General features: G+C 35.6%; 23 protein-coding genes. 4 read left to right on the top strand and 19 right to left on the bottom strand.

Translation table 11 applies throughout. From position 1 onward, the window contains the following. Positions 1-25 precede the first annotated feature (25 nt). The 11 genes from MHB40_RS07165 to MHB40_RS07115 form a co-directional block, all read right to left on the bottom strand. Positions 26-661, bottom strand: a complete 636-nt coding sequence (locus MHB40_RS07165; RefSeq protein WP_342442959.1) for an HD domain-containing protein — start codon at positions 659-661, stop codon at positions 26-28. 237 nt (positions 662-898) lie between these two features. Then, on the bottom strand, positions 899-1,816 hold the full coding sequence (locus MHB40_RS07160) for a serine hydrolase (RefSeq protein ID WP_342534207.1): 918 nt from the start codon (positions 1,814-1,816) through the stop codon (positions 899-901). 88 nt (positions 1,817-1,904) lie between these two features. Then, positions 1,905-2,999 carry a HAMP domain-containing sensor histidine kinase gene (locus MHB40_RS07155; RefSeq protein ID WP_342534206.1) on the bottom strand — a complete coding sequence of 365 codons (1,095 nt, stop codon included), beginning with the start codon at positions 2,997-2,999 and terminating at the stop codon, positions 1,905-1,907. Between the two features lie 22 nt (positions 3,000-3,021). Then, positions 3,022-3,762, bottom strand: coding sequence for a VanR-ABDEGLN family response regulator transcription factor (vanR, locus tag MHB40_RS07150; RefSeq protein ID WP_342534205.1), 741 nt, complete (start codon positions 3,760-3,762; stop codon positions 3,022-3,024). A gap of 90 nt (positions 3,763-3,852) precedes the next feature. After that, complete coding sequence (locus MHB40_RS07145) at positions 3,853-4,260, bottom strand: hypothetical protein (RefSeq protein ID WP_342534204.1); 408 nt, start codon at positions 4,258-4,260, stop codon at positions 3,853-3,855. A gap of 27 nt (positions 4,261-4,287) precedes the next feature. Beyond that, positions 4,288-4,875 carry a DUF2247 family protein gene (locus MHB40_RS07140; RefSeq protein ID WP_342534203.1) on the bottom strand — a complete coding sequence of 196 codons (588 nt, stop codon included), beginning with the start codon at positions 4,873-4,875 and terminating at the stop codon, positions 4,288-4,290. 358 nt (positions 4,876-5,233) lie between these two features. Further along, entirely contained in the window at positions 5,234-5,812 is a 579-nt protein-coding gene (locus MHB40_RS07135) for a pyridoxamine 5'-phosphate oxidase family protein (RefSeq protein WP_342534202.1), read from the bottom strand. Between the two features lie 216 nt (positions 5,813-6,028). Beyond that, positions 6,029-6,826, bottom strand: coding sequence for a DUF817 domain-containing protein (locus MHB40_RS07130; RefSeq protein ID WP_342534201.1), 798 nt, complete (start codon positions 6,824-6,826; stop codon positions 6,029-6,031). A gap of 642 nt (positions 6,827-7,468) precedes the next feature. Further along, the gene (locus tag MHB40_RS07125; protein ID WP_342534200.1) at positions 7,469-8,896 is read right to left on the bottom strand and encodes an amino acid permease; all 1,428 of its coding nucleotides are present in this window, start codon (positions 8,894-8,896) and stop codon (positions 7,469-7,471) included. Between the two features lie 268 nt (positions 8,897-9,164). Beyond that, positions 9,165-10,070, bottom strand: coding sequence for an arginase (rocF, locus tag MHB40_RS07120; RefSeq protein WP_342534199.1), 906 nt, complete (start codon positions 10,068-10,070; stop codon positions 9,165-9,167). A gap of 374 nt (positions 10,071-10,444) precedes the next feature. Then, complete coding sequence (locus MHB40_RS07115; protein ID WP_342534198.1) at positions 10,445-11,032, bottom strand: TetR/AcrR family transcriptional regulator; 588 nt, start codon at positions 11,030-11,032, stop codon at positions 10,445-10,447. A 126-nt stretch (positions 11,033-11,158) separates the two neighbouring features. Between MHB40_RS07115 and MHB40_RS07110 the strand changes: the two genes are divergently transcribed. After that, on the top strand, positions 11,159-12,151 hold the full coding sequence (locus tag MHB40_RS07110) for an acryloyl-CoA reductase (RefSeq protein ID WP_342534197.1): 993 nt from the start codon (positions 11,159-11,161) through the stop codon (positions 12,149-12,151). Positions 12,152-12,443: 292 nt separating this feature from the next. After that, on the top strand, positions 12,444-13,571 hold the full coding sequence (locus MHB40_RS07105) for an acyltransferase (RefSeq protein ID WP_342534196.1): 1,128 nt from the start codon (positions 12,444-12,446) through the stop codon (positions 13,569-13,571). Positions 13,572-13,712: 141 nt separating this feature from the next. Here MHB40_RS07105 and MHB40_RS07100 read toward each other — a convergent pair whose 3' ends face one another. Both MHB40_RS07100 and MHB40_RS07095 read right to left on the bottom strand, forming a co-directional pair. Then, positions 13,713-13,865 (bottom strand): hypothetical protein, encoded by a 153-nt coding sequence (locus MHB40_RS07100; RefSeq protein WP_342534195.1) that lies wholly within the window; start codon positions 13,863-13,865, stop codon positions 13,713-13,715. A 483-nt stretch (positions 13,866-14,348) separates the two neighbouring features. Then, a complete protein-coding gene (locus MHB40_RS07095) occupies positions 14,349-16,820 on the bottom strand; it encodes an S-layer homology domain-containing protein (protein ID WP_342534194.1) in 2,472 nt (823 codons plus the stop codon). Between the two features lie 524 nt (positions 16,821-17,344). Between MHB40_RS07095 and MHB40_RS07090 the strand changes: the two genes are divergently transcribed. Further along, positions 17,345-18,244 (top strand): LysR substrate-binding domain-containing protein, encoded by a 900-nt coding sequence (locus tag MHB40_RS07090; RefSeq protein ID WP_342534753.1) that lies wholly within the window; start codon positions 17,345-17,347, stop codon positions 18,242-18,244. A gap of 69 nt (positions 18,245-18,313) precedes the next feature. Here MHB40_RS07090 and MHB40_RS07085 read toward each other — a convergent pair whose 3' ends face one another. From MHB40_RS07085 to MHB40_RS07060, 6 genes are all read right to left on the bottom strand, one after another. After that, complete coding sequence (locus MHB40_RS07085; RefSeq protein ID WP_342442949.1) at positions 18,314-19,303, bottom strand: aldo/keto reductase family protein; 990 nt, start codon at positions 19,301-19,303, stop codon at positions 18,314-18,316. A 227-nt stretch (positions 19,304-19,530) separates the two neighbouring features. Next, positions 19,531-19,869 carry a cupin domain-containing protein gene (locus MHB40_RS07080; RefSeq protein WP_342442948.1) on the bottom strand — a complete coding sequence of 113 codons (339 nt, stop codon included), beginning with the start codon at positions 19,867-19,869 and terminating at the stop codon, positions 19,531-19,533. A gap of 42 nt (positions 19,870-19,911) precedes the next feature. Next, positions 19,912-20,898 carry an ABC transporter substrate-binding protein gene (locus tag MHB40_RS07075; protein WP_342442947.1) on the bottom strand — a complete coding sequence of 329 codons (987 nt, stop codon included), beginning with the start codon at positions 20,896-20,898 and terminating at the stop codon, positions 19,912-19,914. Between the two features lie 83 nt (positions 20,899-20,981). After that, the gene (locus MHB40_RS07070; protein WP_342534193.1) at positions 20,982-21,809 is read right to left on the bottom strand and encodes an AraC family transcriptional regulator; all 828 of its coding nucleotides are present in this window, start codon (positions 21,807-21,809) and stop codon (positions 20,982-20,984) included. A 371-nt stretch (positions 21,810-22,180) separates the two neighbouring features. Next, positions 22,181-23,488 (bottom strand): opine metallophore biosynthesis dehydrogenase, encoded by a 1,308-nt coding sequence (locus tag MHB40_RS07065; protein WP_342534192.1) that lies wholly within the window; start codon positions 23,486-23,488, stop codon positions 22,181-22,183. A gap of 14 nt (positions 23,489-23,502) precedes the next feature. Next, positions 23,503-24,297: a nicotianamine synthase family protein gene (locus tag MHB40_RS07060; protein WP_342534191.1), complete on the bottom strand. Its 795-nt coding sequence runs from the start codon at positions 24,295-24,297 to the stop codon at positions 23,503-23,505. Positions 24,298-24,704: 407 nt separating this feature from the next. Between MHB40_RS07060 and MHB40_RS07055 the strand changes: the two genes are divergently transcribed. Then, positions 24,705-25,682, top strand: a complete 978-nt coding sequence (locus MHB40_RS07055) for a Fe(3+) dicitrate ABC transporter substrate-binding protein (protein ID WP_205442251.1) — start codon at positions 24,705-24,707, stop codon at positions 25,680-25,682. Positions 25,683-25,711 lie beyond the last annotated feature (29 nt).

The raw sequence follows: 25,711 nt of genomic DNA, 5'->3' as shown, positions 1-25,711 counted from the left end.
ATATCCCCTTATCCCATTTTAGTTTTTATTCAGACCAAGGTGAATGCAAGACACAGTCACAAAAATTTTTAGGTTTGTAGTTTGGAATAAATAATGCACACACATCTGATTTTATATTGCCAAATGTTGTTTCAGGTTTATGCTTAAACCCTTCAAAAAATGCTGGCAATATCTTTTGTTTAAATTGGTCGCGTGGAAAAGCATTGAGAACGGCATTTCGTTCATCAGCCGTTAAATCATCATAACCATCGCCCATTACATCAAGACCTACGCCTGCATATAACAAGCCAACTTCATGTTCTTTATGCTCAGCAATACCAATTGTCGTATGAAGTGCAATCGCATCCCATACTAGTTGAATTGACTGTTCATCAATATGATGCAATGCTAAAAACTGACGTGCTGCATTAGCGCCATCCACCTCAAAGCGCTTATCTACACTACTAAACTTCTTTGTTAAGCCTAAATCATGAAATAAAGCACTAACGTATAAAAGTTCCGCATCAAATGATTTCTTAGCTTTCTTCCCTTGTATTGCGCCAAATAAATAAACACGATTGGAATGATTCCACAGTAAATCAGAACCATGTTCCTTTAAAACTTCCTGTGCTTCTAAGGCTAAGCGACTGTCAGGTATCTTAATTCCTGCAATATTTGTCATCCATTCTTTCCCTCCTCTGTTAAAATACCAATAACTCGATGGTTTATAGAGAATTATATGGAACTTCATATCTATTAATCAATTCTATTATTTCTATAATAATCATAGAATTTATCTATAATATAACTATCACTTACCTTTTCCTCAATCAGAAAGCAAAAAAATGTATGATTAGAAAATGAAATATCCTCCAATCACACACTATGAAGGCCTCGCAGATTTAGAATAATCTTCACCTTATAATTGACTATATACCGAAATGGCATCTGTGATATTATATTGCTCCGTTCTAGGATTACCGTCAGCTCCTACTGTCACGAACACATATTCTTGTCCATTTATAAGAGCTAAGCTTGCTAAACATAAGCCTGCATCTTCTGTATAGCCAGTTTTCCCACCTAAAATTTCTCCTCCTGGCAATGCACTTGACGTCATATGTTGAAACATGCGACTTGTAAAAGTAATGCCTTCTGGATGAAGGTTTGTGGACTGAATAGAATATCTTTCTGCTGTATAAACATTGCGAAACTCATCGTTTGTTAAGGCGTATTGTAAAAGTAAAGACATATCCTTTACGGTTGTATAATGATCTGGATGGTGCAGTCCAGTTGTATTCACAAAATGAGTATTTTTCATGCCTAACTGCTGCGCCTTTTCGTTCATCAGACTCACAAACTTTTGTTCTGAACCAGCAACATATTCAGCTAAACCCATTGATGCCTCTGCACCTGATGGCAGCATGGAGCCATACAATAAATCCTCTAATGTCAGCTTTTCATTTGGGAGAAAGCCCGCTACGGAAGCATTTTCCTCTAATAAATCCTGAAAGATATGCTTAGGTAAAATGATTTCTTCTTGTAAATTGGAGATCTGCTCAATCGAGACTAGAACCGTCATCATTTTGGTCAAAGAGGCAGGATAAACCCTTTCCTCACTATTTTTATCTAAGAGAATTTGATTTTCATCCAAATTCACTAAAATTGCATTCGAGCTGTATAAATCAAAATCGAGCATATGCTGGCTGGCTGTTTGAACTACTTTCGGTGAATGATCTATTTCCTGACGTAAAGTCATTGGCGATTCTTTCAATAGTAAATAAACAACTATCATCATGAATAAGAACAATAAACTCCATATACCTTTTCTTTTGAACATAAAAACAACTCCTTCTCTTTATGCTTTTATTCAACCATAAAAAAAGGAGCTTATTTTTAATTTACTATTAGTGAATTCTTAAGGTTTCTTAAGAATTGGTTGGAATCATCACAGTGAATACGGTTGTATCATTACTAGAAGTTGCGGTAATCGTCCCACCATGGGCCTGTACAATTTCATTAGAAATGGCTAAACCAAGCCCAGCACCTCCTGTTTGGGTAGACCTTGCACTATCTAAGCGGTAAAACTTCTCAAATATCATCTTTAATTTTTCAGGAGGGATCGTCTTCCCTGAATTCGTAAACGAAATTAATGTCTGATTATTTTCGTTTCGCGCACTAATTTCAATTGTACTATTGGGATCACTATAGGCAATTGCATTTTTTAAAATATTATTAAATACCCTCGCTAATTTATTACCGTCTGCATAGATAGTAATATCTTCATCTATTTTGACGATGGCTTGTTGACCCTTTGGTGCCAGCAATGGATAAAACTCGTCAGCCACTTGCATTAACATATGATGTAAAGGAATAAGATCTTTCTCTAAAATGATGGATTGTAAATTAAATCTGGTTATTTCAAAAAATTCATTGATTAATTGTTCCAGTCTATAGGATTTTTCTAATGTAACCGTCACATATTTTTCTTTCTGCTCTACAGGCATATCCCTTGCCTCATCTAAAAGGCTTAAGTAGCCAATAATGGATGTTAAGGGTGTTTTAATATCATGCGCTAAATAGACAACTAAATCATTCTTTCGTTGCTCAGCTTCTTGCGCATCCCTTGCACGCTTTTCTAATTTATATTTCACGTTATTTAATTTTTTCTCCAAAAAATCGAGTTCAGCTGGGAGCTCAATTTCCTTCCCTGACTCATCTGCAAGCATGGTGATACTCGAACTAATTTGATGAAAATAACGGGTAAAGCGAGACAAGGCGATATAAAAAATAATCAACAATAATAGAATAAATCCTATCGCAAGCCAAAGTGGTTTATTTTGTCTAAATAACACATTATAGGCACTACTTGCAGCATAATAATCAAGCTGCAAGACATTTTCACAAAAGGCAATAAAAGCATCTGCAAAGGGAGCTTGCAAGACCCCATCAATAAATGCAAAATTAATAAAAAAGCCTATGATGATAGCGATGACAAGTATAGAAATAATTTGTACAACCATTTTCCTTTTCAGTTTGCCAAACTCATTTTTCAATGGTATACCCCACTCCCCAAACCGTTTTAATATATTTTGGGTTCTCCGCAGAATCCTTCATTTTTTCCCGTAAATGTCGAATATGAACCATTACCGTGTTATTGCTACTAAAGTACTTTTCCCCCCAGATTTCTTGGAATAGTTGCTCTGAACTAATAACTGTCCCTCGATTTGCACATAAATACCAAAGAATAGCGAATTCCGTAGGTGTAAGGGATATAGGCCTTTCATTTAAAAAGACTTGCCGTGTGTTTTTGTTAATCACCAGGCCAGCAAAATCAATGATATCTTCATGTTGCTTCGAGCCTTGGTTGTACAAGGTAAATCTTCGTAGTTGCGCCTTTACACGAGCAACCAATTCCAATGGACGAAATGGCTTTGTTATATAATCATCTGCTCCTAAAGAAAACCCATTTATTTTATCAATTTCTTCTTCCTTTGCCGTAAGCATAATCACTGGAAAATTCAATGTTTCTCGGATTTTTCGTAAAATGGTAAAGCCATCTATATCTGGCATCATAATATCTAGAACAGCTAAATCCACATTTTCTTGCTCAATACATGCCAAAGCCTCTTGAGCTGTATAATATTTAAATACATGATGGTTTTCATTTTTTAAGTAAAGTTCGATTAAATCTGCAATTTCCTTTTCATCGTCAACAACTAAAATATTCAACTGTCTTGCCCTCTCCTTCTCCCCACATGTTTTCCAATGATTTTTCACAGGCATTATAGCACTTACATATGGCTATATCTATTAATAAGGTAGTACCTTTGAAAGCTAATGAAAAAAGTAGAGATGGAAAACATCTTTCCAACTCTACTTTTGATAGTTTATGTCGATTAAACGATGGGATAATAAACCATATTGAACGGTACACTGATATGTACCTTCTTTTAAAAAAGCAAAATCCTCAGCATCCGCCTCTATAGTAAGGTCATCTATTATAACTTGATAAAATGTATCTGTGCTAAACCTACCACCCACGCTATCAATCCTTACAATTGTACATAACCCATTGACAGATGGGTTTTGCCCATTTTTAAAAATGTCTACTAGTCCCGTTATACCAATAAATAAGCACAACAAGGTGAAAAAACTAAAAGTCATAACCACTAATAGAAAATCTTTGTGTGTTTTTTTCTTCTTAATAAAAACGATTATTATACTTAGAGATGCAATAGTACCAATTATTGAAAAAAGTGTTATTCGAAATAGTTCATTCATGTTATTTACCTCAGGATACTTTCATATTTACCAAATCTGGAAACGTTTTTCTTGCTCTTTCAAAAATCTTTTCCATCCTTGATACAAATTCGATAAATCAACCGGAATAGGTTCTTCAGCTATCTCAAAATACAACGGATCTGTAGTATCTTGTTTAAATATGAAATCAAAAATAGTCATATTACTATTGAAGTCATCCCAAATCACCATCATTTGTTGAAAAGCATTATCCAATGGAGGTTGTTCTTCGCCTTCTAGTATCCTGTGTTCCTCCTGATGTTCGTATAACCAGCTAAGTACAAGGTATAGCCACTTTTCTTGAATAAATGTAATACTTTGCATAGGTTCTTGTTCGGCTAAGTTGGATAAATAAGGGACAGCTAAAAATGCCTCATGCTTAAATAAGCTAGCTAGTTCGAATAACGAAGCTGATATTTCTACTTCTTGTGCGATTAATTTCTCCGCTTTTTGAATGGCCGCTTCTGGGTGAATAAAACCACATTGAACGCCAAAGTACAATTCTTCCCATGTTAAATCCGTTTTATCAATTATGAATGTTAAAGGGATAACAATGGAAAGAGAGTTTTCAACTAAATCATCAGTATGGATAGTCAAATAATTCCCCCTTCACTTTTCATGCAAACAAGTTAGCCATACTTGATAGATAAATTACTTTCCATATGTATAAATAATCCATCATTCAAATTAACACATCTTGAATGGACTTCTTTTTAATAAATTCCTCAATAACTTTTTGTATTTATGTAATAACTTGTGCAATACATAAATAATACAGCACCACCGCATATCAACATTCATAAACATTTTCTATTATAGATAGTCACTCACTAATATGACTGTGCTAAACTAGCTATTTTTCGTAGCACTTTATGGAAATAATTAATGGTGAAGAACTATTACTACATCAAAAATAGGCTTAGGTTAAATCCCAAGCCTTACAGTTGTTCCATAATTAATTTGTTGGATTCATAGTAGATTTTCGATTCATATCCTGTGTGACCTCTCTCCCTGAATAATATTGCATCTGTTCATTTAATTTATGTTCTTTCGCGGTTATACTGGTTGGCTTCACTTTCAGGACAAGTGTCTTGCTACCTAAAGATGATTGATATTTATCGAGATGCTTTTTTGACAAAGGTGTATGATAATAATCTGGTACATATTTATCGAGCATTGCCTGCATAGCAGCAGTAGCTTCTTTTAAATCTGTGACAATTTCCACCAAACCATTTGCGACTACACTCATATAAGCCGTCTCAGTCTTAGCAGGAACCGGGTCTACCATTGTTCCATAATTTTCGCTTATTGTCATACATGCATTTTGATTGGTTGTTAGAATATCTATTTTTCTTCCTTCGTTGGCACCATGGAAATAAAAAATTCCGTCTTTATAGACATAATTTAGTGGAATAACATATGGCATATGTTGATCCACTAAACCAAGAAATGCAGTTTGTGCGTCTTCTAAAAATTGCTTAATTTGTTTTTCATCTGTACAAGCTCTATTCACCATTCGAATATCTGTTACCATCTTCATTCCCCCTATTCTCTTCTAAGAGGAGTCTACAGTAGGAATGTACTCTAAAAAAGGGACAGTTTGATGAAAGAGAATGGGTACAAGCTAAAAATACTAGTTTATCGGAAGCCCATACTATATTTCTTAGAAGCTTTGCAAATTCTCTTAATCGTTTCTCGCAAATATCATTAAACAAAAGAATGTCATATTTAATTTTTCCTTCATACCTATTTATATGAACTCTTTCTTCTCCAAATTTTCACCTACATCACGATAAAAGAGTTTAAGCTGTGCAACAATCATTATGCTAATGACTACAAGTAAAAACCATGAGCTGATTTTACCAAAATGAACAATCGACCAAGATACCTCTTGATTCGGATATGACCATGCCCCAAAGAACGTTGCAATATTTTCAGCAATCCAAATGAAAAAGCCAATCAAAAAGAACGATACAACAATGGGCATTTTATAGACTTTGTTCCGTACTGTAAATTTGACAATTGTACGATAAAACACAATGAATAGAAGTGCCATTAACAGCCATCTAAAATCATAAATAAAATGATGTGTAAAAAAATTCAAGTAGATAACGGCTCCAAGTGGAATAGCTACATAACTTTTTGGCCAACTTACAATTTTCAAATCAAACCTACGCCAGGCTTGGCAAATATAACTTGCCACACTCGCATACATAAATCCACTATATAAAGGCACACCCCCTATTTTTGTCCACGCTTCTTCAGGATATGACCATGAATTGAAATTCACTTTATATAGTTCGAGCACAAGTCCAATAATGTGAAACAAACAAATGACTTTTATTTCATCCTTTGTTTCTAAACCAAATGTATACATCAAGTACTGTGTCAATAGACAGATAACAAGAATAAAGTCATATCTGCCTACACCAGGTATTTGAATAGCTTTAGAGAGTGCAAGTGTAGCAAATATCACAACAGGAAAAATACAAGATAATGATTGATGATACGTAAAGGCTCCTAAGTCTTTAAAAAAATTCTTCAACATGAATCCACCTCAAATTAACTTGTTTATAATTAATTTCTTCTTGTATGAAGAATAAATGATAAATTATTCTTTTTCAATATTTTTTTATCGAAAAACGATAAATTATTTCTCTTACTATCGGAACTATTCCTTGTAAAATACGTCTTATGTTGTTCTTTACTAACGAAGAAAAGAGATGATGTCAACGGCAGAAAAAGCAACTTTGCAAGATGAGGGGTTGATTTCCGTTCCATCAGCGTCCTTTCCAGGGGGCGTCCGATGAGCCGCTAAATCCCCTAGGAGTGACGCTGGCTCCACTCCAATCAACCATTCTGCAAAAGTGTCTTTTCCTTATCTTTCATACTAACTAGTAGTGAAAAATGTGGAGAAGCGATGAATGACAACACCTCTCCATAAAATGAGTAGTGAATACCTTCACTTTATTTGAAAACCTTTGCTAAAAAGTGGTGTGGTGTGGAAGGCTACTTGACTCCCGTGGGATCGCGAGACAGGCGAAACTCTAAACGGAGCGGTAGAGGAGGAAGCGGCTCGGCGCTCGCCCACAGGAAAGCAAGTAGCCTGCAACGGAAATCCATTTCTACCTTTCGATTGAATTTTTCAACACTAAGAAAGAGTAGCCACATTAGCGGCTACTCTTTGAACTTAAAGATATATTTTTTGATTTAATTTTAATTGGACTTCTTGTTGGTTTATTTCTAAGTTCGTCACTTTTTTCACTTTTAAATAATAAACGATATAACAACCAATGAAGAATGCTCCACCGCAGTAGAGTGCTAATCGTTGAGCTGGATCAAAAGCCAAGCTTGCCATAACGATACAGTTCGCTAATAAACCTAAAATAGGGATCACTGGATACAATGGTGCTTTGAATTTTAAATCCTCTACTTTTCCTCCTTGACGTATGTAGGAGCGTCTAAATGCAATTTGCGAAGCCGTAATCGCAATCCAACCAATTTGTGCGCCTAAGCCTGCTAGAGATAAAAGCCACACAAATACTGTATTAGCAGCAAATACACTTGACAGTAATGACAAACCAGCTACTGCGAGTGTAATCAGTAATGCATTCATTGGGATGCCTCTTTTATTAACCTTGCCTAAAACGGGGCTTGCCATTTTTTCGACGGAAAGAGAAAACAACATACGTGTCGCGGCATAAAGGCCTGAGTTTGCAACGGATAATAAAGCTGTTAGGATAACAAAATTCATAATATCCGCTGCATACGGAATCCCTATGCTATCTAATACAACAACAAATGGACTTTCAACAACCCCTGCTTTATCCATTGGAATCATTGCTGCAAGTACAAATATCGAAAAGACAAAGAAGAATAACGTACGCCAAACTGTTTGTTTAATAGATTTAGGGATGGTCTTTTCAGGATTTTCACTCTCCCCAGCAGCAATACCAATCAATTCTGTACCCTGGAATGAAAAATTCACCGTAATCATTGTAATAAGCAGTGCTGTTACGCCATTTGGAAATAGTCCACCCTCATAAAAATGAGAAAGGAATGGGGCATTTGTTCCATCTTTCATATCGATTAGCCCAAACATAGCCGCTCCACCAACCGCAAGGAACATAATGATTGCTAAAATTTTAATACTGGAGAAGACAAATTCCGCTTCACCAAATGCTTTTGCTGATAAACCATTCAATACAAAGAGCAGTGCAGCAAATATTAGACACCACATCCATACTGGCGAATCAGGAAACCATCTTTGCATAAGTTGTCCAGCCCCTAAAAACTCAAGAGCAACCGTTACTGCCCAACCTAGCCAGTACAGCCATCCAACGGCAAAACCAGTAGCAGGACCGATAAATTTCGTCGTGTACGTTTGAAACGAGCCTGATACTGGCATAGCAACAGATAATTCACCCAAACAGAGCATCGTTAAATACATAACTGCTCCGCCTACTAAGTAAGCTAGGATGGCACCAGTTGGTCCAGCTTGGTTAATCGTGTAGCCTGATCCCAAAAAGAAACCAGTTCCGATACATCCTCCAAGTGAAATCATAAATAAGTGTCTTGCTTTCATACTTCTTTTTAATTCATATTGTTCTGATGCCATAAAAAACTCCTTACATCCATTATCTTGTAAGCACTTTCTTTTTTTCGTGCACGACAGATAACTATTTAAAATTTGAATGATTAATAGGTAAACCATTTAATATATTTGATAAACTGTCAATTTTCTGACAAAATAAAGGCTATTGATAAGCTAAATTGTATTGTAAACTTAATGTAGGGAGAGCTACTTTCTTATATTTGGTTGTGGCGACCTAATTTCTAAGAAAAGTTCTTCCTTTATGAGATAAAAATTGACCTCTACCCACTGCTTAAAGTAATGTATCGCCGAATAATGAGCTGATTAAAGCTACCGCAGCAATAGCAGTTTTATTGTATTGATCTAATACTGGGTTTGTCTCAACAAATTCTGCCGAAGTGATGATATTTGCTTCTGACAGCATTTCCATCGCCAAATGACTTTCACGGTAGCTAATCCCACCTGCAACGGGCGTTCCTACACCTGGTGCATCGTTTGGATCAAGTCCATCTAAATCTAATGATAAGTGAACACCGTCTGTACGCTCTTTTAAATAGGCAATCGTTTCTGACATCACTGTTGTCATCCCTAAACGATCAATTTCATGCATTGTGTATACTTTAATACCAATTTCCTTAATAAGCTTTTTTTCTCCTGGATCTAAGTCACGAGCACCAATAATAACGACGTTTTCAGGCTTTACTTTTGGAGCATAGCCTCCGATATTCGTCAGTGCTGGATGACCAAGGCCTAAGCTTACAGCTAAAGACATGCCATGGATATTTCCTGAAGGAGATGTTTCACCTGTGTTTAAATCGCCATGTGCATCATACCAAATGACACCTAAATTTTCATAATGCTTCGAAACGCCCGCTAATGTTCCAATAGCAATACTATGATCTCCACCTAATACTAAAGGAAAACGATTTAAAGAAATCTCATGATCCACTTTTTGGCCTAGCTTCTCGTTACTTTCTGTGACAGTTTTTAAATTTTTTAGGTTTGTCTTTCCTTCTGTCTCTTTATCTTCATGTACGATGTCAATCGTTAAATCCCCTTCGTCATAAATCGAATAACCAAGGCCCTCAAGTCGTTCAGTTACTCCTGCATATCTGATAGCACTTGGCCCCATGTCTACGCCTCTTCTTGTTTGACCTAAATCCATGGGCACCCCAATAATTGTCACTTCTTTATTCATGATATTTTCTCCTCTCCAATAATTACTTTCACAGTATAAAGAAAATGGAACATTGACTCAACTCGACATTATTTTAAATTTTTATACAGTTTAAATTATTAAAAACATAGATATATTCTTGTATAAACGATTGCATAAACGCTATTTCAATGCATAACAAAACATTTTTTTCCTTTTTAATATGGATTTTTGTCATAAATTCCTAAACAAAATATTAAAACTGTTCTTTTTTTATAGTTTTTTCCGAAAATTTTGACGGTAATATTATCTATAAATGCAATATAATAATAAAAAACTTCCAAAATCATTCGATTCTCCTTATTTTTTACGGCAAAAAAAGCCCTACTACAATAGTAATAAGACTTTTCAATCCTCTATTTTAATATTCTCACAATACTATTCAAACAGGTTTCTTTATAAAATAGATGTTGCTCTTCTATATCACATGTTAACCATTGAATTAAAGAACCATCAATCATTGCCCTCATCATTTTTGCAGAGGTTAAGGAATCAATGTCTGGGCTAAACACCCCTTCACTTTTTCCTAATTCAATAATTTCTTGTCCAATTCCCCAGCAATTCTCATAAAATTTTAAGTTAATTCTTTTGTACGCTTCATTGCTGTTTGCCTGAGCTAAAAAATCTAAATACACTCTGTAAAATTTTTTATTTTCTTGAGGGGATACAAAAACAGCATTTAAGTAGGCTTGAAGCTTGTCTATAGCCGTTTGATGCTTGCCTATTTCTTGTATTTCATAGCTGTAGATTTTGCTCGTAGTGGATTCCAGTAATTCTAATAAGATGTTTTGTTTGCTTGTAAAATAGTAGTGAACTACCCCTTTTGAGACGTTAGCATGATCCGCAATGTCTTGTAGTGTAACGTTATCATAACCTAAATGTGAAACAGCATTAAAGGCTGCTTTCATAATTTGTTTTTTACGTTCTTCCTCTTTCTTTTTCATAGGAGCCTCCGATGACTTGATAGAAGTTATTATACATGAAGAGTCGCTATAATCCAATTTTATATTGACCGGTCAGAATAATTTTGATACTGTTTAATGGAATAAAATTGTAGGGGGACGTTTACGATGACAGTAGATAATTTTAATGCGTTAGTAGTCAATAAAGATGAGGCATTTACAGTGAAAGTGAACGAGTTGACTTTAGAAGATCTACCAAAAGGTGAGGTATTAATTAAAGTTAGTTATTCAGGTATTAATTATAAAGATAGTCTTGCCTCTATCCCAGATGGTAAAATCGTTACGTCTTATCCATTTGTTCCTGGCATTGATTTAGCTGGAACGGTTGTTTCCTCTGAAGATTCTCGCTTTAAAGCAGGTGATGAGGTCATTGCGACTAGCTATGAAATAGGAGTATCTCATTTTGGTGGTTTCAGTGAATATGCCCGTATTCCAGCTCAATGGATTGTACCACTTCCAAAAGGTCTTTCCCTCAAGGAAGCTATGGTGATTGGTACTGCAGGATTTACAGCTGCATTATCTGTTCAAAAGTTAGAGGAAAATGGTATACATCCTGAAAAGGGAAAAATTCTTGTTACAGGGGCAACGGGTGGTGTCGGTAGCTTTGCTGTATCTATCCTCTCAACACTAGGTTATCAAGTTGAAGCGAGCACAGGTAAAGAATCTGAACATGAATATTTACGTTCACTTGGGGCTACTACAATTGTAAATCGTGAAGAGGTCTATGATGGAAAGATTAGAGCGTTAGGGAAACAAAAATGGGCTGCTGCTGTCGATTCTGTTGGTGGAGAGCCACTTGCCTCTTTATTAAGCCAAATTCAATATGGAGGGGCTGTTGCAAGTAGTGGTTTAACAGCAGGCACACAGCTTCCTACAAGTGTATTTCCCTTCATTTTAAGAGGTGTGAATTTACTTGGAGTTGATTCTGTTTATTGCCCAATGGACATTCGATTGAACATTTGGCATCGTTTAGCGACTGATTTCAAACCAGCAAACCTTGAGGATTTCATTCAGCAAGAGGTAACACTACAACAACTTCCAGAGGTTTTACCTATTTTACTAAAAGGACAAGCAAGAGGAAGAATCCTTGTTACATTATAAGGTGTTTATTCCAGCTTCCTTCTCCTTTCTATTTCCCAGAAAATAATTATAGAAGTTGTCAAATTAACAACATAAAGCTACTACGCATAGCGAGCGTGGTAGCTTTTTTTATTGTTGACATCTCCCTGACATATAAGTCCTTTATAGTAACTCATGAACGCCCCACCTGTTCCCTTTAGACAAATTTAGGCAACAAAGTTTGTCTAAATTAGCACGAACAAGCATACCAATAGAGTATGTAGGCAGTGTTCTGGGAATTCAATACTATAAACAATATTCTGGAGATGATCGTATGAAGCGAGCACATATTAATGAATTAAACATTACACGAGCTTTAGCCATTCTAGCTGTCCTTCTCATCCATTCTACTAGTACACCTGTAACGGCTTTATCTAGTGACTCAAAACTATATCCATTTTATGTGTTTTTTAATATTTTCCCTAAATTTGCTGTACCTGTTTTTATTTTCTTAAGTGGATTTGTTTTATTTTACAATTATATACAGAAGGATTTAACAAAGGAGCTTATCATTCATTTTTATAAAAAAAGAGTGACCCAAATACTCATTCCTTATCTCTTTTTTTCTATCTTTTATTATGCAGCGATGCAATTTTATGTGACACATGATTTAGTAGACACATGGCGTTCCCTATTTAGTGTTGAATTTCTAGAGAAACTATTATTAGGCAAAGCGTATACGCATCTATACTATATTTTTATTATTGTTCAATTCTATCTTATGTTCCCATTATTCCTATATATTTTAAAGAAAAAACCAGCCCTATCTCCTCATTTAATTTGGATTGGCTTTGTTCTTCAATGGGTCTTTATTCTATTAAACGCAAAGTTTTGGCAGTATCCCTATAGAGGAAGTATCGCTTTCTCTTATCTCTTTTACTTCTTGACAGGAGCATTTTTAGGGATCTTTTTTGAAAAATACAAAGGATGGCTTCAACTAAAAAAAGAAAATTTCCCTATCACGATACTTTTTGTGTGGTGTATATGGCTAATTTCTACTATATATAATGTGTATTTATATTACTTTGTTTATTCATCACAAACCTATATAGTGAACAGCACCATATTTGAGCTAGTTTTTCAGCTACAATCTGTAACAGCCTGTATTGTCTTACTACAGCTTTCTTTCTGGATCTATGATAAATGGAACCAAGCTTTTGTAAATGGCTTAATCAATCTAGGAACAGTATCATTTGGCATCTATCTATTGCATCCATTTTTCCTTTTCCTTTATAGACAAATAAGTACTGGTGGTAATAGTATAATCTATCACCTATGGAGCATTGGTGGCTTTATTTTTGCTCTATTCGTCACATGGATGATTGTGCTATTGATGGGCAGATTCTTTAAATATCATTGGATTGCCTTTGGACCGATCCCGAGCAAATTTCCTTACAAATAGGCATTCTATATGTACAGCCAGTTGTCGGTTAATTTCAGTCAACTGGCTATGTATTTAGTTGAGAACCTGTTTTTTTGTGCTTACCATTACTGAAATATGAGTGTTTCTTCTGTGGTACATTATTAAATAAGAAGAAACTAATTAAAAAAGCCCTGTGGAAATTTTCACAGGGCTTTCATGTTGTTGCAAAAAGATGATGTCAACGGCAGAAAAAGCAACTTTGCAAGGTGAGAGGTTGATTTCCGTTCCGCCAGCGTCCTTTCCAGGGGGCGTCCGATGAGCCGCTTCACTCACTTACGTTCGCTCCAGGGTCTCCTCTGTGACGCTAAATCCCCTAGGAGTGACGCTGGCTCCACTCCAATCAACCATTCTGCAAAGTGTCTTTACTTTTTTCATAGCAGCATAGCGATTAAATCGCCCATTATCTGTATTCTTAGAGGGGATAAACTCTTATTTTCAATGTGGAGAAGTGATGCGTGACAACACCTCTTCATAAAGAGTAATGAACACCTTCACTTTATCTGAAAACCTTTGCTAAAAAGATAACACTTTTGTGGATTGGAGTGGAAGGCTACTTGACTCCCGTGGGATAGCGAGACAGGCGAGCCACTAAACGGAGCGGTAGCAGAGGAAGCGGCTCGGCGCTCGCCCACAGGAAAGCAAGTAGCCTGCAACGGAAATGCATTTCTACCTTTCTTTCAATTGACTGTTTTGTTTTTCAACACTAAAAAAGCCCTGTAGAGACCTCTCCACAGGGCTTTTCAATGAACGATTTAATTATTTTGCAATAGAACCGTCTTTTACTTTATTGTTATTAGCATCAACTAGGTTTGTTGATTTGAATTCAACTACAATGCTGTCTGTTAATGCATAGTCAGCTTTAGTTGTTACAGTAAGTTTACCACCAGCTACTGTAGCAGAAGCAAGTTCTACAGTTGAGCCTGCAATTTTAACAGTTACACCTGTTGGTGCAGCTTGGTCAGCAATGTTTTCAGAGAAGTCTACTGTAAATGTTTTGCTATCTACTGCAGTTACTTTAGTAGCAACAGGTACAATATTTTCTTTAAGTGTTACTTGCGTTGAAACTTTTCCACCTTTAAGAGTGTTACCTTTTGTATCTACTACATTGCTAGCTTCAAGTACATAATTACCATTAGCTGTGATAGAACCTTCAGGTAAAGTGAATCTTACTTTTTTAGTACCATCTACAAATTGAAGTTGTGTACCAGCAGGAAGCTCTTTTCCTCCTAGTTTGTAGTTAGCAGCAGTTGTTGCTGTTGCCGTTACATCTGCAGCATATTCAACAGTGAATACATTGTTATCTGTTACAACAACTGGAGTAGCTCCAAATACTAATGAATCTGTAGGTGTTTCTGGTGTAGCTTCAAACACGCCTGTTGTTACATTGAAAGTCACTGTATCAGCAGTTACGTTGCCAGCTAAATCTGTCACTGCTTTAGCAGATAATTCGAATGTATAAGATGAATTGCTATCTAAATCAATGTCAACTTTTACAGTGTTTTTCTCTGCACCTTCAATTTTACCGTTACCATCTACATCGAAACCAGCATCTGCTTTTACTGCTGTTTCTTTTCCAGTAGTGTAAGCAATACCATTTTGCGTTTTAACTGTTAATGTTCCTTCTACTTTTACTGGTTCACTAAAAGTAAGGTATAGAGCATCAACATCAGTAGTAGCATTCACATCGTCAGCTACTAACATTTTAGTAGCAGCAGATACAAGTGTAGCAGGCGTTAAATCTTTTGAAAGGATAGCATTGAACTCAAATGCATCACCTGCATTACCAGCTAAATCTTTTTGTCCTTCTACTTTAATGTTTGTATTAATGAATGTAGCTGTACCTAAAGCAGATTTAGCATCAATAGTGAAGACAGTTTTATCCTCTGTATCTTTAATATCAGCATCTGTTAAATAGAATACAGTTGATCCTACTGTTACTTTTGCATATTCTTTCGTTTCAGCATCTGCATTAAGATTTTGTTTCATTAATTCTTCAGAGAAATCAAACGTAATTTCTGTACCATTCACAGCTGTAGAAACAGTTGGTTTTGAATTATCAACGTCTGCTTTCAAAACTGTGAAGTTTACTGCGATAGGATTTGCGATATTATTAGCGAAGTCAGTTGCACCAACAATGTCTACTTTGTAAGATTGTTCAGCTGTTAATCCAGTAATTGTTAATTTCTTACCAGATAAAGTATAGCGATCTTTTGAAAGTTCAGTACCATTTAAGCTGATTGTTCCTTCACTTTGTACGGGCTCATCGAAAGTGATCACTGCTGTAGTGCCTTTTGCTTCTACAGTATTCACGCTAACAGGCGTTGTATCTGCAAATGTGATTAATTTGTTGAACTCTTCAGTTAGAACTTTAGCATCTGCTTTTGTTTTAATTGGTTTTACAGTTACTTTACCATTTGTTAATTTTACTTCTTTATCAGTTGTTAACGTAACAGTCATTCCGTCTTCAGATACTACTGCGTTTGTGATCGCTACACCTTCAACAGCATATTTCGTTGTGATTGCAGCATCTTTTGCATCAACAGCTGTGTTGAACTTCACTTCAAGTTCCTTTGCATTCAGCCCTTTTACAGCTTCTACAGCTGGTGTTACTTCTTGAACAGCATCAATCGTACGTTTTACCATTGTAGCGAATTCTTCACGGCTGATTTTATCCTGTGGTGCTAATAATGAACCTTTACCATTGATTACGCCATTTTCTACAGCTGTTTCTAAGTAAGATACAGCCCATTTAGAAGCTTTAGAAGCATCTGCAAATTGGCTAAGATCTGCTTTACCTGTTAATTGGTAACCTTGTACGATAACTTTCGCAGCTTGTTCTCTTGTTAATTGAGCTTTAGGCTCAAATTTACCATTGCCCATACCATCAAATAATTCTGGTGAAGTTGCAAGTACTGCGTTGTAGAACCAGTCATTTTCATTAACATCAGAAAAATCTTCTGTGCCAGTAGCTTTTAAATCTAATGCTTTTGATAAAATTTCAGCAGCTTCTGCACGTGTAAGTGTACCAGCTGGGTTGAAGTTTCCTTTTTCATCGCCTTGGATGAAGCCTTTGTCAGTTAAAAATTGTACAGCTTCTTTTGCCCAAGATGAAATGCTAGCTGCATCTTGAAATTCAGCAGCTGATGCTACCGGTACGATTGCTGATGCTACAAGTGCTGCTGTAGCAGTAGTTGCGAAAAATTTACGACCTTTGTTTTGTTTTGTCATTTTATATTCCTCCAGAATTTTAATAAATTATATTATTCTGTGAGAACAATATTATCGCATTATTTAATTTTTAAAATATGTATAAATTGTTCTCGCAAATAATAATTACAACCAATTATAGGGAAAGCAAACTTCTAAATTTTCCAAGATTAAATATCCCAATGAAACTGTAATTTGCTTTACAAGACAATAATATAACTAGATTACCAATAAATAAACGCTAAAAATAAGGTAATTTTAATACAGTATTGGTTATATAGGTAATCTTTTCATAGAAAATTTCTATAATATAGAAAAAACAGTTGAAATGGTGATAAAATGCATCTTATTTATGGAATTTTACTGAAACATACTTTTCACTTGAATGTGTTATATTACTTTCTTGATATAATAGAGGACACAAAATTAAAGCGATAATGTGAGTTAATTGGTAAAATTAACTTTAGGCATTGTGATCGTTACGTGCCCTAAACACTAACTTGCTAAATGGATTTGATTGCTATTAGTAGAAGGGGTGGATAAAAATAGATATTAGAAAAATGCGCTATTTCATAATGGTGGCAGAGGAATTGAATTTTAGTCGAGCAGCAGAGCGTCTTAGAATGGCACAGCCTCCCCTAAGCCAAGAAATTCGTAAATTAGAAGAAGAATTGGGTGTTCAACTTTTTCATCGAACAAAAAGAATGGTTGAACTAACAGACGCTGGGGAAATTTTTTTACAAGGAGCTAAACAAACACTTTTTCAATTAGATAAAGCGATAAAAGAAACACAACTTGCAGCTGAAGGGAAAATAGGGAGCTTAATAATCGGTTTTGTCGATTCTACAGAAATTGTTATAGAAGTTCTTAATAAATTTAGAGAACGCTTTCCTAAAATCCACCTTACATTACGTGAAATGACAACAGAGCAGCAATTGAAAGCACTTTATGAGAAACAAATTCATATTGGATTTATTCGTTCTGAGCAAAACAACGAGATATTAGCTTCTGAAGTTTGTTCTGAAGAATCCTTAAGATTGGTTTTATATCAAGATCATCCTTTGGCCACATTGCCCGAAATTTCACTTCAATTAATAAAGGAAGAACCATTCATTATGTTTCCGCGTCATTTAGGACCCAATTTTTATGATTTAATTATTAGTTATTTTTGGGATCATGGGGTAAGTTTGAATGTTGTTCAAGAAGCTGTTCAAATGCAAACGATTGTTAATTTAGTAGCTACAGGAATGGGCATTTCTGTTGTACCTTCGTCGGTGGAAAGTTATCAACGTCCTGGCGTTATCTATAAAAAAATCAAAGAGACTACACCAACAGTAAATTTATATGTAGGATGGAGACAAAATGAAATATCTCCAGCAATAGCTCATTTCTTAACAGCCGTTAGAGAGGTGTATTCCTTTTCTCAACTTCACTACCAAAAATAAAAACCCACCCTAAATAGGATGGGGAAAAATAGCAGTTATATATATTTCTAGATAAGTCACTTGCAAAGCTTAACCTGTTTTACTCGGATCGTATTCTATAAGACCTTCTAATACTTCGTCAATCTGATTCATTATTGCAGGTTCCAGTTTGACACCAGAAGCTAATGCATTCTCTCTTACCTGTTCTGGACTTGAAGCACCAATAATAGCTGAAGAGACTTGTTGGTTTTGTAGTACCCACGCCAATGAAAGTTGAGCAAGCGAAAGATCAATCTCTTGTGCAATGGGTTTGAGCGTCTGTATAGCAGAGAGCACATTGTCATCCATCCAACGTTGTGCGAGTTTATCAAAAAATGGTTTGCCTGCAGCTGAATTGGCACGGGATTGAGTTGGCACTGGTTTTTGCGGTAGATATTTCCCGGTCAGTACACCTTGTGCTAGAGGCGACCATACTACTTGCCCAAGTCCCTCCCGTTGACAGGTTGGGATCACATCCGTTTCGATAACTCTCCACAGCATAGAATACTGGGGTTGACTAGCGATGAACGGAATATTTAATTGTCGTGCAAGTGCTGCACCACGAGTGATTTGTTCTGCTGTCCATTCGCTTACGCCGATGTATAGCACCTTTCCTTGTCTTACAAGGTCTGCGAAAGCTAACATCGTTTCTTCAAGAGGAGTCGTTGGGTCAAATCTGTGTGCATAATAGACATCAATATAATCGGTCTGTAACCGACGCAAAGAGGCATGACAGTTTTCTAGAATATGTTTTCGTGATAATCCCTTATCGTTTTGCCCCTCCCCAGTCGGATGGCACACTTTTGTACATAGTTCAATGCTCTCACGTCGTATACCTTGTAAAGATCGACCAAGTATTTCTTCAGCTTTCGTGTCAGAATAAACATCAGCTGTATCGAATGTTGTGATACCGACATCCAGTGCTGCATGAACACATGCATTTGCAGTATCCTCATCTACTTTACCACCATGATTTATCCAGTTTCCATAGGCAATCTTGCTAACTGATAAACCACTATTGCCAAGTTTACTAAACTCCATTGTAGATCCTCCCTTTATACGTGATATCTTTATTATAAAGATCCTGCTTTCATAAGAATAATATATTATTCGTAATGAATTAATATAAAAAAAATATATAAGGATACAGTATGATGACGGCTATCATGTGCACTAGTTATACGTTCTCTCTAAGAGACTGAAGGAGACCATTTAAATAATATAAACGGTCTCCTCCATTTTATAAGCTCAGTAGTATTTACTGTTGGTTATTCAGCCTCAATACCGATTGTATTTACTGCAACTTTAGGCTCTACTAGCATAATATGGCATTCCTTTTCTGCAAAAGGCATGTGTTCAGCTCCTCCAGGCACAATAAACATCTCCCCTTTGGATATTTTCACCTGGCCATCGCGAAAAGCAATGAACATCTCTCCTTCGAGCACAATAAATACTTTATCGGCACCTTGATGCTCATGCCATATAAATTCCCCAGCAATCTTAACCACTTTGAATTGAAAATCGTGTATTTCACCAATGACTTTCGGTGACCAAAGTTCCTTTAATTCAGATAGTTCCTCATTTATATTGATAACTTGATCTTGCATATTCATCTCTCCTTATTTACTTTTTGGAAAAGGTGCTTCCTATTATTCGTTCTTTTGCAAGGCTTCTGTTATATTTTGCAAAGCGTATTCGATAGCTAATGGACCTCCCGTAATAGCGGAAGTATCCATCAAATGAATATTACCTTTTTTTACGGCATTCATATTATTCCAGACATTGCTTTGATTTAACTCACTCATTAAAGTTTCCTTTTTTGTAATGTCACCGATAAGGAAAATATGGTCTGCTTGAATAGTTGAGATTCCTTCAAATGCAGCGAATTGATTATTATTCCCCTTAAATGTATCATCTGGTGTTAGACCCAAGCCCCTTTCTTTATCAAAAGCAAGTGTATAAACAGGGTTCTCTTCACCAAGAACATTAAAAGTTTTTCCATCCCAAGACAAAATAAGGGCAACAGACTCTCCTTGAATGGACTTTAATGCTTCACGTCCTGTTGAGATATCTTTCATCATTTTATCAATTACTTTTTCCGCCTCATCGTCTTTTCCGATAATCTCGGCTACTGTACGAAGTCCATATTGCCAGTCTTCGTAGATGTCCTGAGATTTCAACGTAATGACTGGGGCGATTTTTTCTAGTGATTCATACAACTTTTCGTGATGTTCTGTTGCTAAAATATAATCAGGGCCAATCGATAGGGTTTTTTCAATACTAGGAGACAATTTATCACCTAATTCTTCTGTTGAATCTAGCTTCCCTTTTAAATAAGACAAAGAAGATAGATAGTCTTTATCAGTAGAAGCTGCAGGAGGCTCACCTAATGCAACTAAAATTTCAGGGTAAAAATACCATAAAGAAGCCACTTTTTCTGGTTTTTTCTCGATCACAAATTCTTTCCCTAAGGCATCCTTAATGGTTCTTGGCCAATCAGTTGCTTCTACATTAACTACTGATGAAGATGTGTCTTCTGTAGTTAACTCCTTATTTTCAGTAGGCGATTTATTACAACCTCCCAATATAACTGCTAGTACTAGCATTGAAAATAACAGTCCTTTAATCTTTTGCATCCGAAATTCCTCCAACATATGATCTCTGATATATCCTTAGTATAGTAAAGTCATTTTTGGAGGAGAATGGATGCTTGTTGAACTTAGCATGGATTATTGATGAACTTCTCTCGATATTCAGTAGGAGAGATACCAACTTGCTTCTTGAATACTCTACTAAAATAAAAAGGGTCAGCAATTCCAACCGTTTCCGCAATTTGTTGTACAGGCACATCACTTGTAAACAGTATTTTTTGCGCCCTGTTTATTCGATAGTTTAATAAATATTCTGCTGGTCCCATCCCTGCATGTTTTCGAAATATATAAGATAGTCGATTTCGATTAACGTTATATTGTTCGGCAAGCGAGTTAATGGAAAGGCTTTGATAATAGTTTTCATGAATATAAGTAGTTACCTGTTCGAATAGAGTGTGGGATTCACAGCTATTTTGCCTATTAACAACACATAATAAGGCTTCATTGAGTACATCGCGAAATAGCATTTCTGTCTGAAACTTTGACATGCCTCCACGCTGATTATATACATGCCATAGACGCATAATTAATTCGATTAGACGAGGAGATTGTCCTATTGGTAATTCAAAATGCTGATGAGAAAAGCTTGTCTCTGCTAATTCTGTGTTCCATATCCTATACAGGACAAGAATATATTCCCAATTTGTATCTCCAAAATTTTTTTGATTTAGTTTCATTTTTGCACCCCCATGCACCACTTTTCCTGGCGAAAAGATATAAGGCGTGCCATTAAATTGAAATTCTATTTTTCCTGTAAGGGGAAAAACAAATCCAGGAAAAGAATCTGTATGGTCAGCGTGAGGCACACCTGTATTTCTAGCATATCGATATATTCCCTCTACTTGAAAAGGCGTGCGTGCTAAATGCTCTGCTAGCTGATTTACGTCGATATTCATATTGTATACCTCATTTCAATAATAGTTTGCTTGTAATACCAGGATTTGTCCTACTGTAAATAGCACATACCTTTCAATAAGTTACTGCTTCAGCCAAAAGACATTGGAATGAAGAATTGATTTTCAAAACAGTTCTCCTTCCTCGTCATGGATCCCCCTGGTCGTTGGGTTGAGCTATATGTTTAATCATGTTTAGCTCGAAAAATGTGAAAAGGTAGGGATGACGGCTCTCGCCTATCCCCACCTTATCGATAACGATTATCATTGTCAATTAAAATTAGAGCCTCTTAATCTACGCGTGAAAAGCTGGATACTGACCCCTTTTGAAAGATTCTCTGAAAGATCCTTCAACCACACTCATTTTATATTTTTCACTTCTCTATCTTTTGACCTCTTAATTCCTTGCAAATCCTCTCTATTTCTTGTGAAAAGGATTTTACTTGGAAGGCTTCTGAAAACCTTTGATCCTCAGATACAGCTACTACTTGTAGCAGTTTTTCTTCATATGTTTGTACAAAATGATCAAGCGTTGGACTCTTTGACTTCAGGGCCTTAGCAATCCCTTGAATGATTTTTACACGATAGTAGTCCTCTTTTGGCATTCTCGGAATATCCCATTCACCGTCGTGATTTTTAAAAATTTTTCTAATAGGAACTGCCGAAAAATCAAAATATTTTCCCTCTTGATTTGGCTTAGAAAATGGATCAATTAATAAAGAAGCATAACGAATATAGAGAAGGTATTCTTGATGGATGGACTCAAGTTTATTAAAATTCTCTATTTCTTGTCTGGCTATACTTGCTGGCAGCAATGGATAATTATCATCTACCATAAACTTCAATAGATTTAGGGGTTGAATATCGAAATGACTGACGATTGCCATCATTTCTTTCCAATAATTTAATAATTGATGAATCATTCTATAAGTAATGGGGCCCTCCGGATAGAGTTTATACACATACTTTGTCATTGTCTTTTCATCAAAAATCGCTTGTAATGAAAAATCATTCATAAATAAAGGTGGGTGCACGTACAAAGATATATTTCTTGTTTCTGCCTCAAGAGGAGATGCTACCTTTTTCAGACTAATCCCCAGATGATGAAATAGTACAGTTAAAATTTCTAGTCTATCTGATTTCGAGTAAGTTGAACCAATATATACTTTTTTCTTCACACCTGTTGTTAATACCTCATTTGATGGAATTCCACCTATCCATCTCGTATCTCCATAATAGGTTGAAAAACTAATTACCTCTGCCTGAGGAGCTAGATTCTTTAAGAAATTAGTTATTAAATGACTAGAACCAAATGTAGGGGAAACTAATATAAAACATCTAGCCTCCTTTAGCACTTTGGTATCGATTTGTGCGAGTACAGAAAGATAAGCATCTGTGGTAACACTAAGTATAACCGTATCCCAATTTCCACAAATTGTATCATAACCCTTAAAAAATATATCAATTGTACATTCTCCCGCTACAGGCTGATGTTGTGTATTTTGTATAGATACCTTAAGTGCCAGGTGATGCTGAATGATAGCTTCGAAGAATAGATTGGAGCGTAAAGATTCTCGACCAGCAATAGCTACCTTACTGTTTAAAATTTTTTTGAAATTCACAGCTAATTGAATTACTGTTGGCCCTGTTCCTAGCAATAAAACATTGTTAAAATAAGCCATATTCCTCTCCTCATCTATAGTACTTTTTGATATAAAATAACATCAAATACACGTTGAGGGTGCATAACTTCATCTATTATATGCCATTTGGTTTCGTCTACCCTCTGCATGGGATAATTAAAAAGAGACTTTAATCCATTTCCATAACGCATCGCAATCAGCACATCTTTATTTGTGACATCATATAGTTGATCTAATATGTCATATTTACAGCTAACAGTGGAACTAAATATGATATGGCTAATTTGATTAATCACTGCAAGTTCCCCTACTGTCTTCTTTTCTATTTCAATGGATAAATGACTTCCTAAATTATTGACTACATGTTTTCCCAATTGAATCGCTTCATTATCAATATCAATCCCAAAAACGTCTGCTCCTGTTCGTTCCGCAATCCTTAATAAAGTTATAGGAAAAGGGCCAGATCCCACCAACAGCACCTTCGATTGACTGGTAATTTGAAAACCTCCAAATTCCTTTTCAATGCAATCTTCTATATTTCGAAAATAATCAGTGATCTCCTCTTTTTCACAGGTTACTAGTTGAGCTCGATATTTTTCCATGATTTGCACACAAACAGAAGCGTTATTTCTTAGATTCTCAACTAATGATACAATTTCGCTTGTTTGCTCTAAATTATCCCATAGTTTTTCATTGTCACGATTTATTATAAAAGATGAATAATTATCGATTATTCCACACAACTCTGAATAATCAACTAGTAGGTGATCATTGTTTTGATGGATAAATAACTTAAATTTCTTATCAAAGTAAAGTAATTTCTCAAAAAAATCGTCTATATCCTTCACTTGCCTCACTCCTATGTTTAAGGATTAAAGTTCAATATATGCCAAACCTTTTCATACTATTTCAACCCTCCCTTGGATATGTAAATTATTAAAAATCTCTACGGAGCGAAGAATCTTGTAAAATAATTTATTTATCTACAAGGTACGATTGTTACCTCGTTTCTTTACGCACCTTTTCTTTTCATACCAATGCTTTCAGAAGATTTTCTACGGTAGAATATCTAACACCTAAATAGGCAACTTAGTAAACCACTATGAACAAAATGTTCAAAATGAATGATTTACTCATATTATTTTTATTTCACAATACTTTCATTATATTGACCCTGCCAACTGAACAATCTATGATAATCCCTGTTAATGATTATCATTTTCATTTAAAGTAACGGAAAAGGAAGGTTAGAAGAATGCTAAGTTTTACTAAATTAAAGAATTTGAGTGGGCTATCGCTAATCCTGTTATTAGCAATAATGATGGTGTTAACTGGATGCAATGCTCCTCAAAATCATACAGACACAGAGAAAAAGGAACAAACTACTGGAGAAGCAAAAGAATCTAAAAGTAAAACAATTAAACATGAAATGGGAGAAACCGTACTTAAAAATACTCCTAAAAAGATTGTTACCTTAGAGTTATCTTTTGTTGATTCCCTAAATACTTTAGATGTCAATCCGATAGGTATTGCCGATGACAATAAAAAAGATATGATCACAAAACTAGTCGGCCATGACATAGACTATACATCTGTAGGAACTCGTGAACAGCCTAGCTTAGAGGTTATTAGCTCTTTACAACCGGATTTAATCATTGCAGATGCTGAGCGACACAGTGCTATTTATAAAGATTTACAGCAAATTGCTCCTACAATTGTTTTAAAGAGTCGCGAATCGACATATCAGGATAACTTAGACTCTTTTAAAATAATTGCCGAAGCGTTAGATCAAAAAGAGGCTGCTGAAAAGAGATTAGGTGAACATAAAGAAATCATAAATGAAATTAATTCGAAACTAAGTCTTGATACAAATCTAACTGTTTTACCTGCAGTTGTACGAGACACATCATTTCAAGCGCATACTACTTCTTCTTATGATGGAGAATTACTTGAACAATTAGGTCTGAAGGTGGCAATTCAGGACGAACAACCTTATGTTGAAATGAGTTTGGAACAACTTGTCGAAATCAATCCAGATGTACTACTTTTAGCGAATAATGAAGGTAAGCTACTTACTGATGAGTGGAAGGAAAATCCTCTTTGGAAAGACTTAAAGGCAGTAAAAAATGACCAGATTTATAGTGTTGATAGAGATTTATGGACAAGATTCCGAGGAATTATTTCGGCAGAAGCTATTGCTAAAGACACGTTAGCAAAATTGAATGAAAAATAAAGTAAACAAAAGAGAAGTAAGTAAGATAC

It is taken from the genome of Lysinibacillus sp. FSL K6-0057 (assembly GCF_038630885.1).
Lineage (GTDB): Bacteria > Bacillota > Bacilli > Bacillales_A > Planococcaceae > Lysinibacillus > Lysinibacillus fusiformis_F.
The sequence above is the reverse complement of the archived record's forward strand: the minus strand, read 5'-3'. Positions and strand labels throughout refer to the sequence as shown.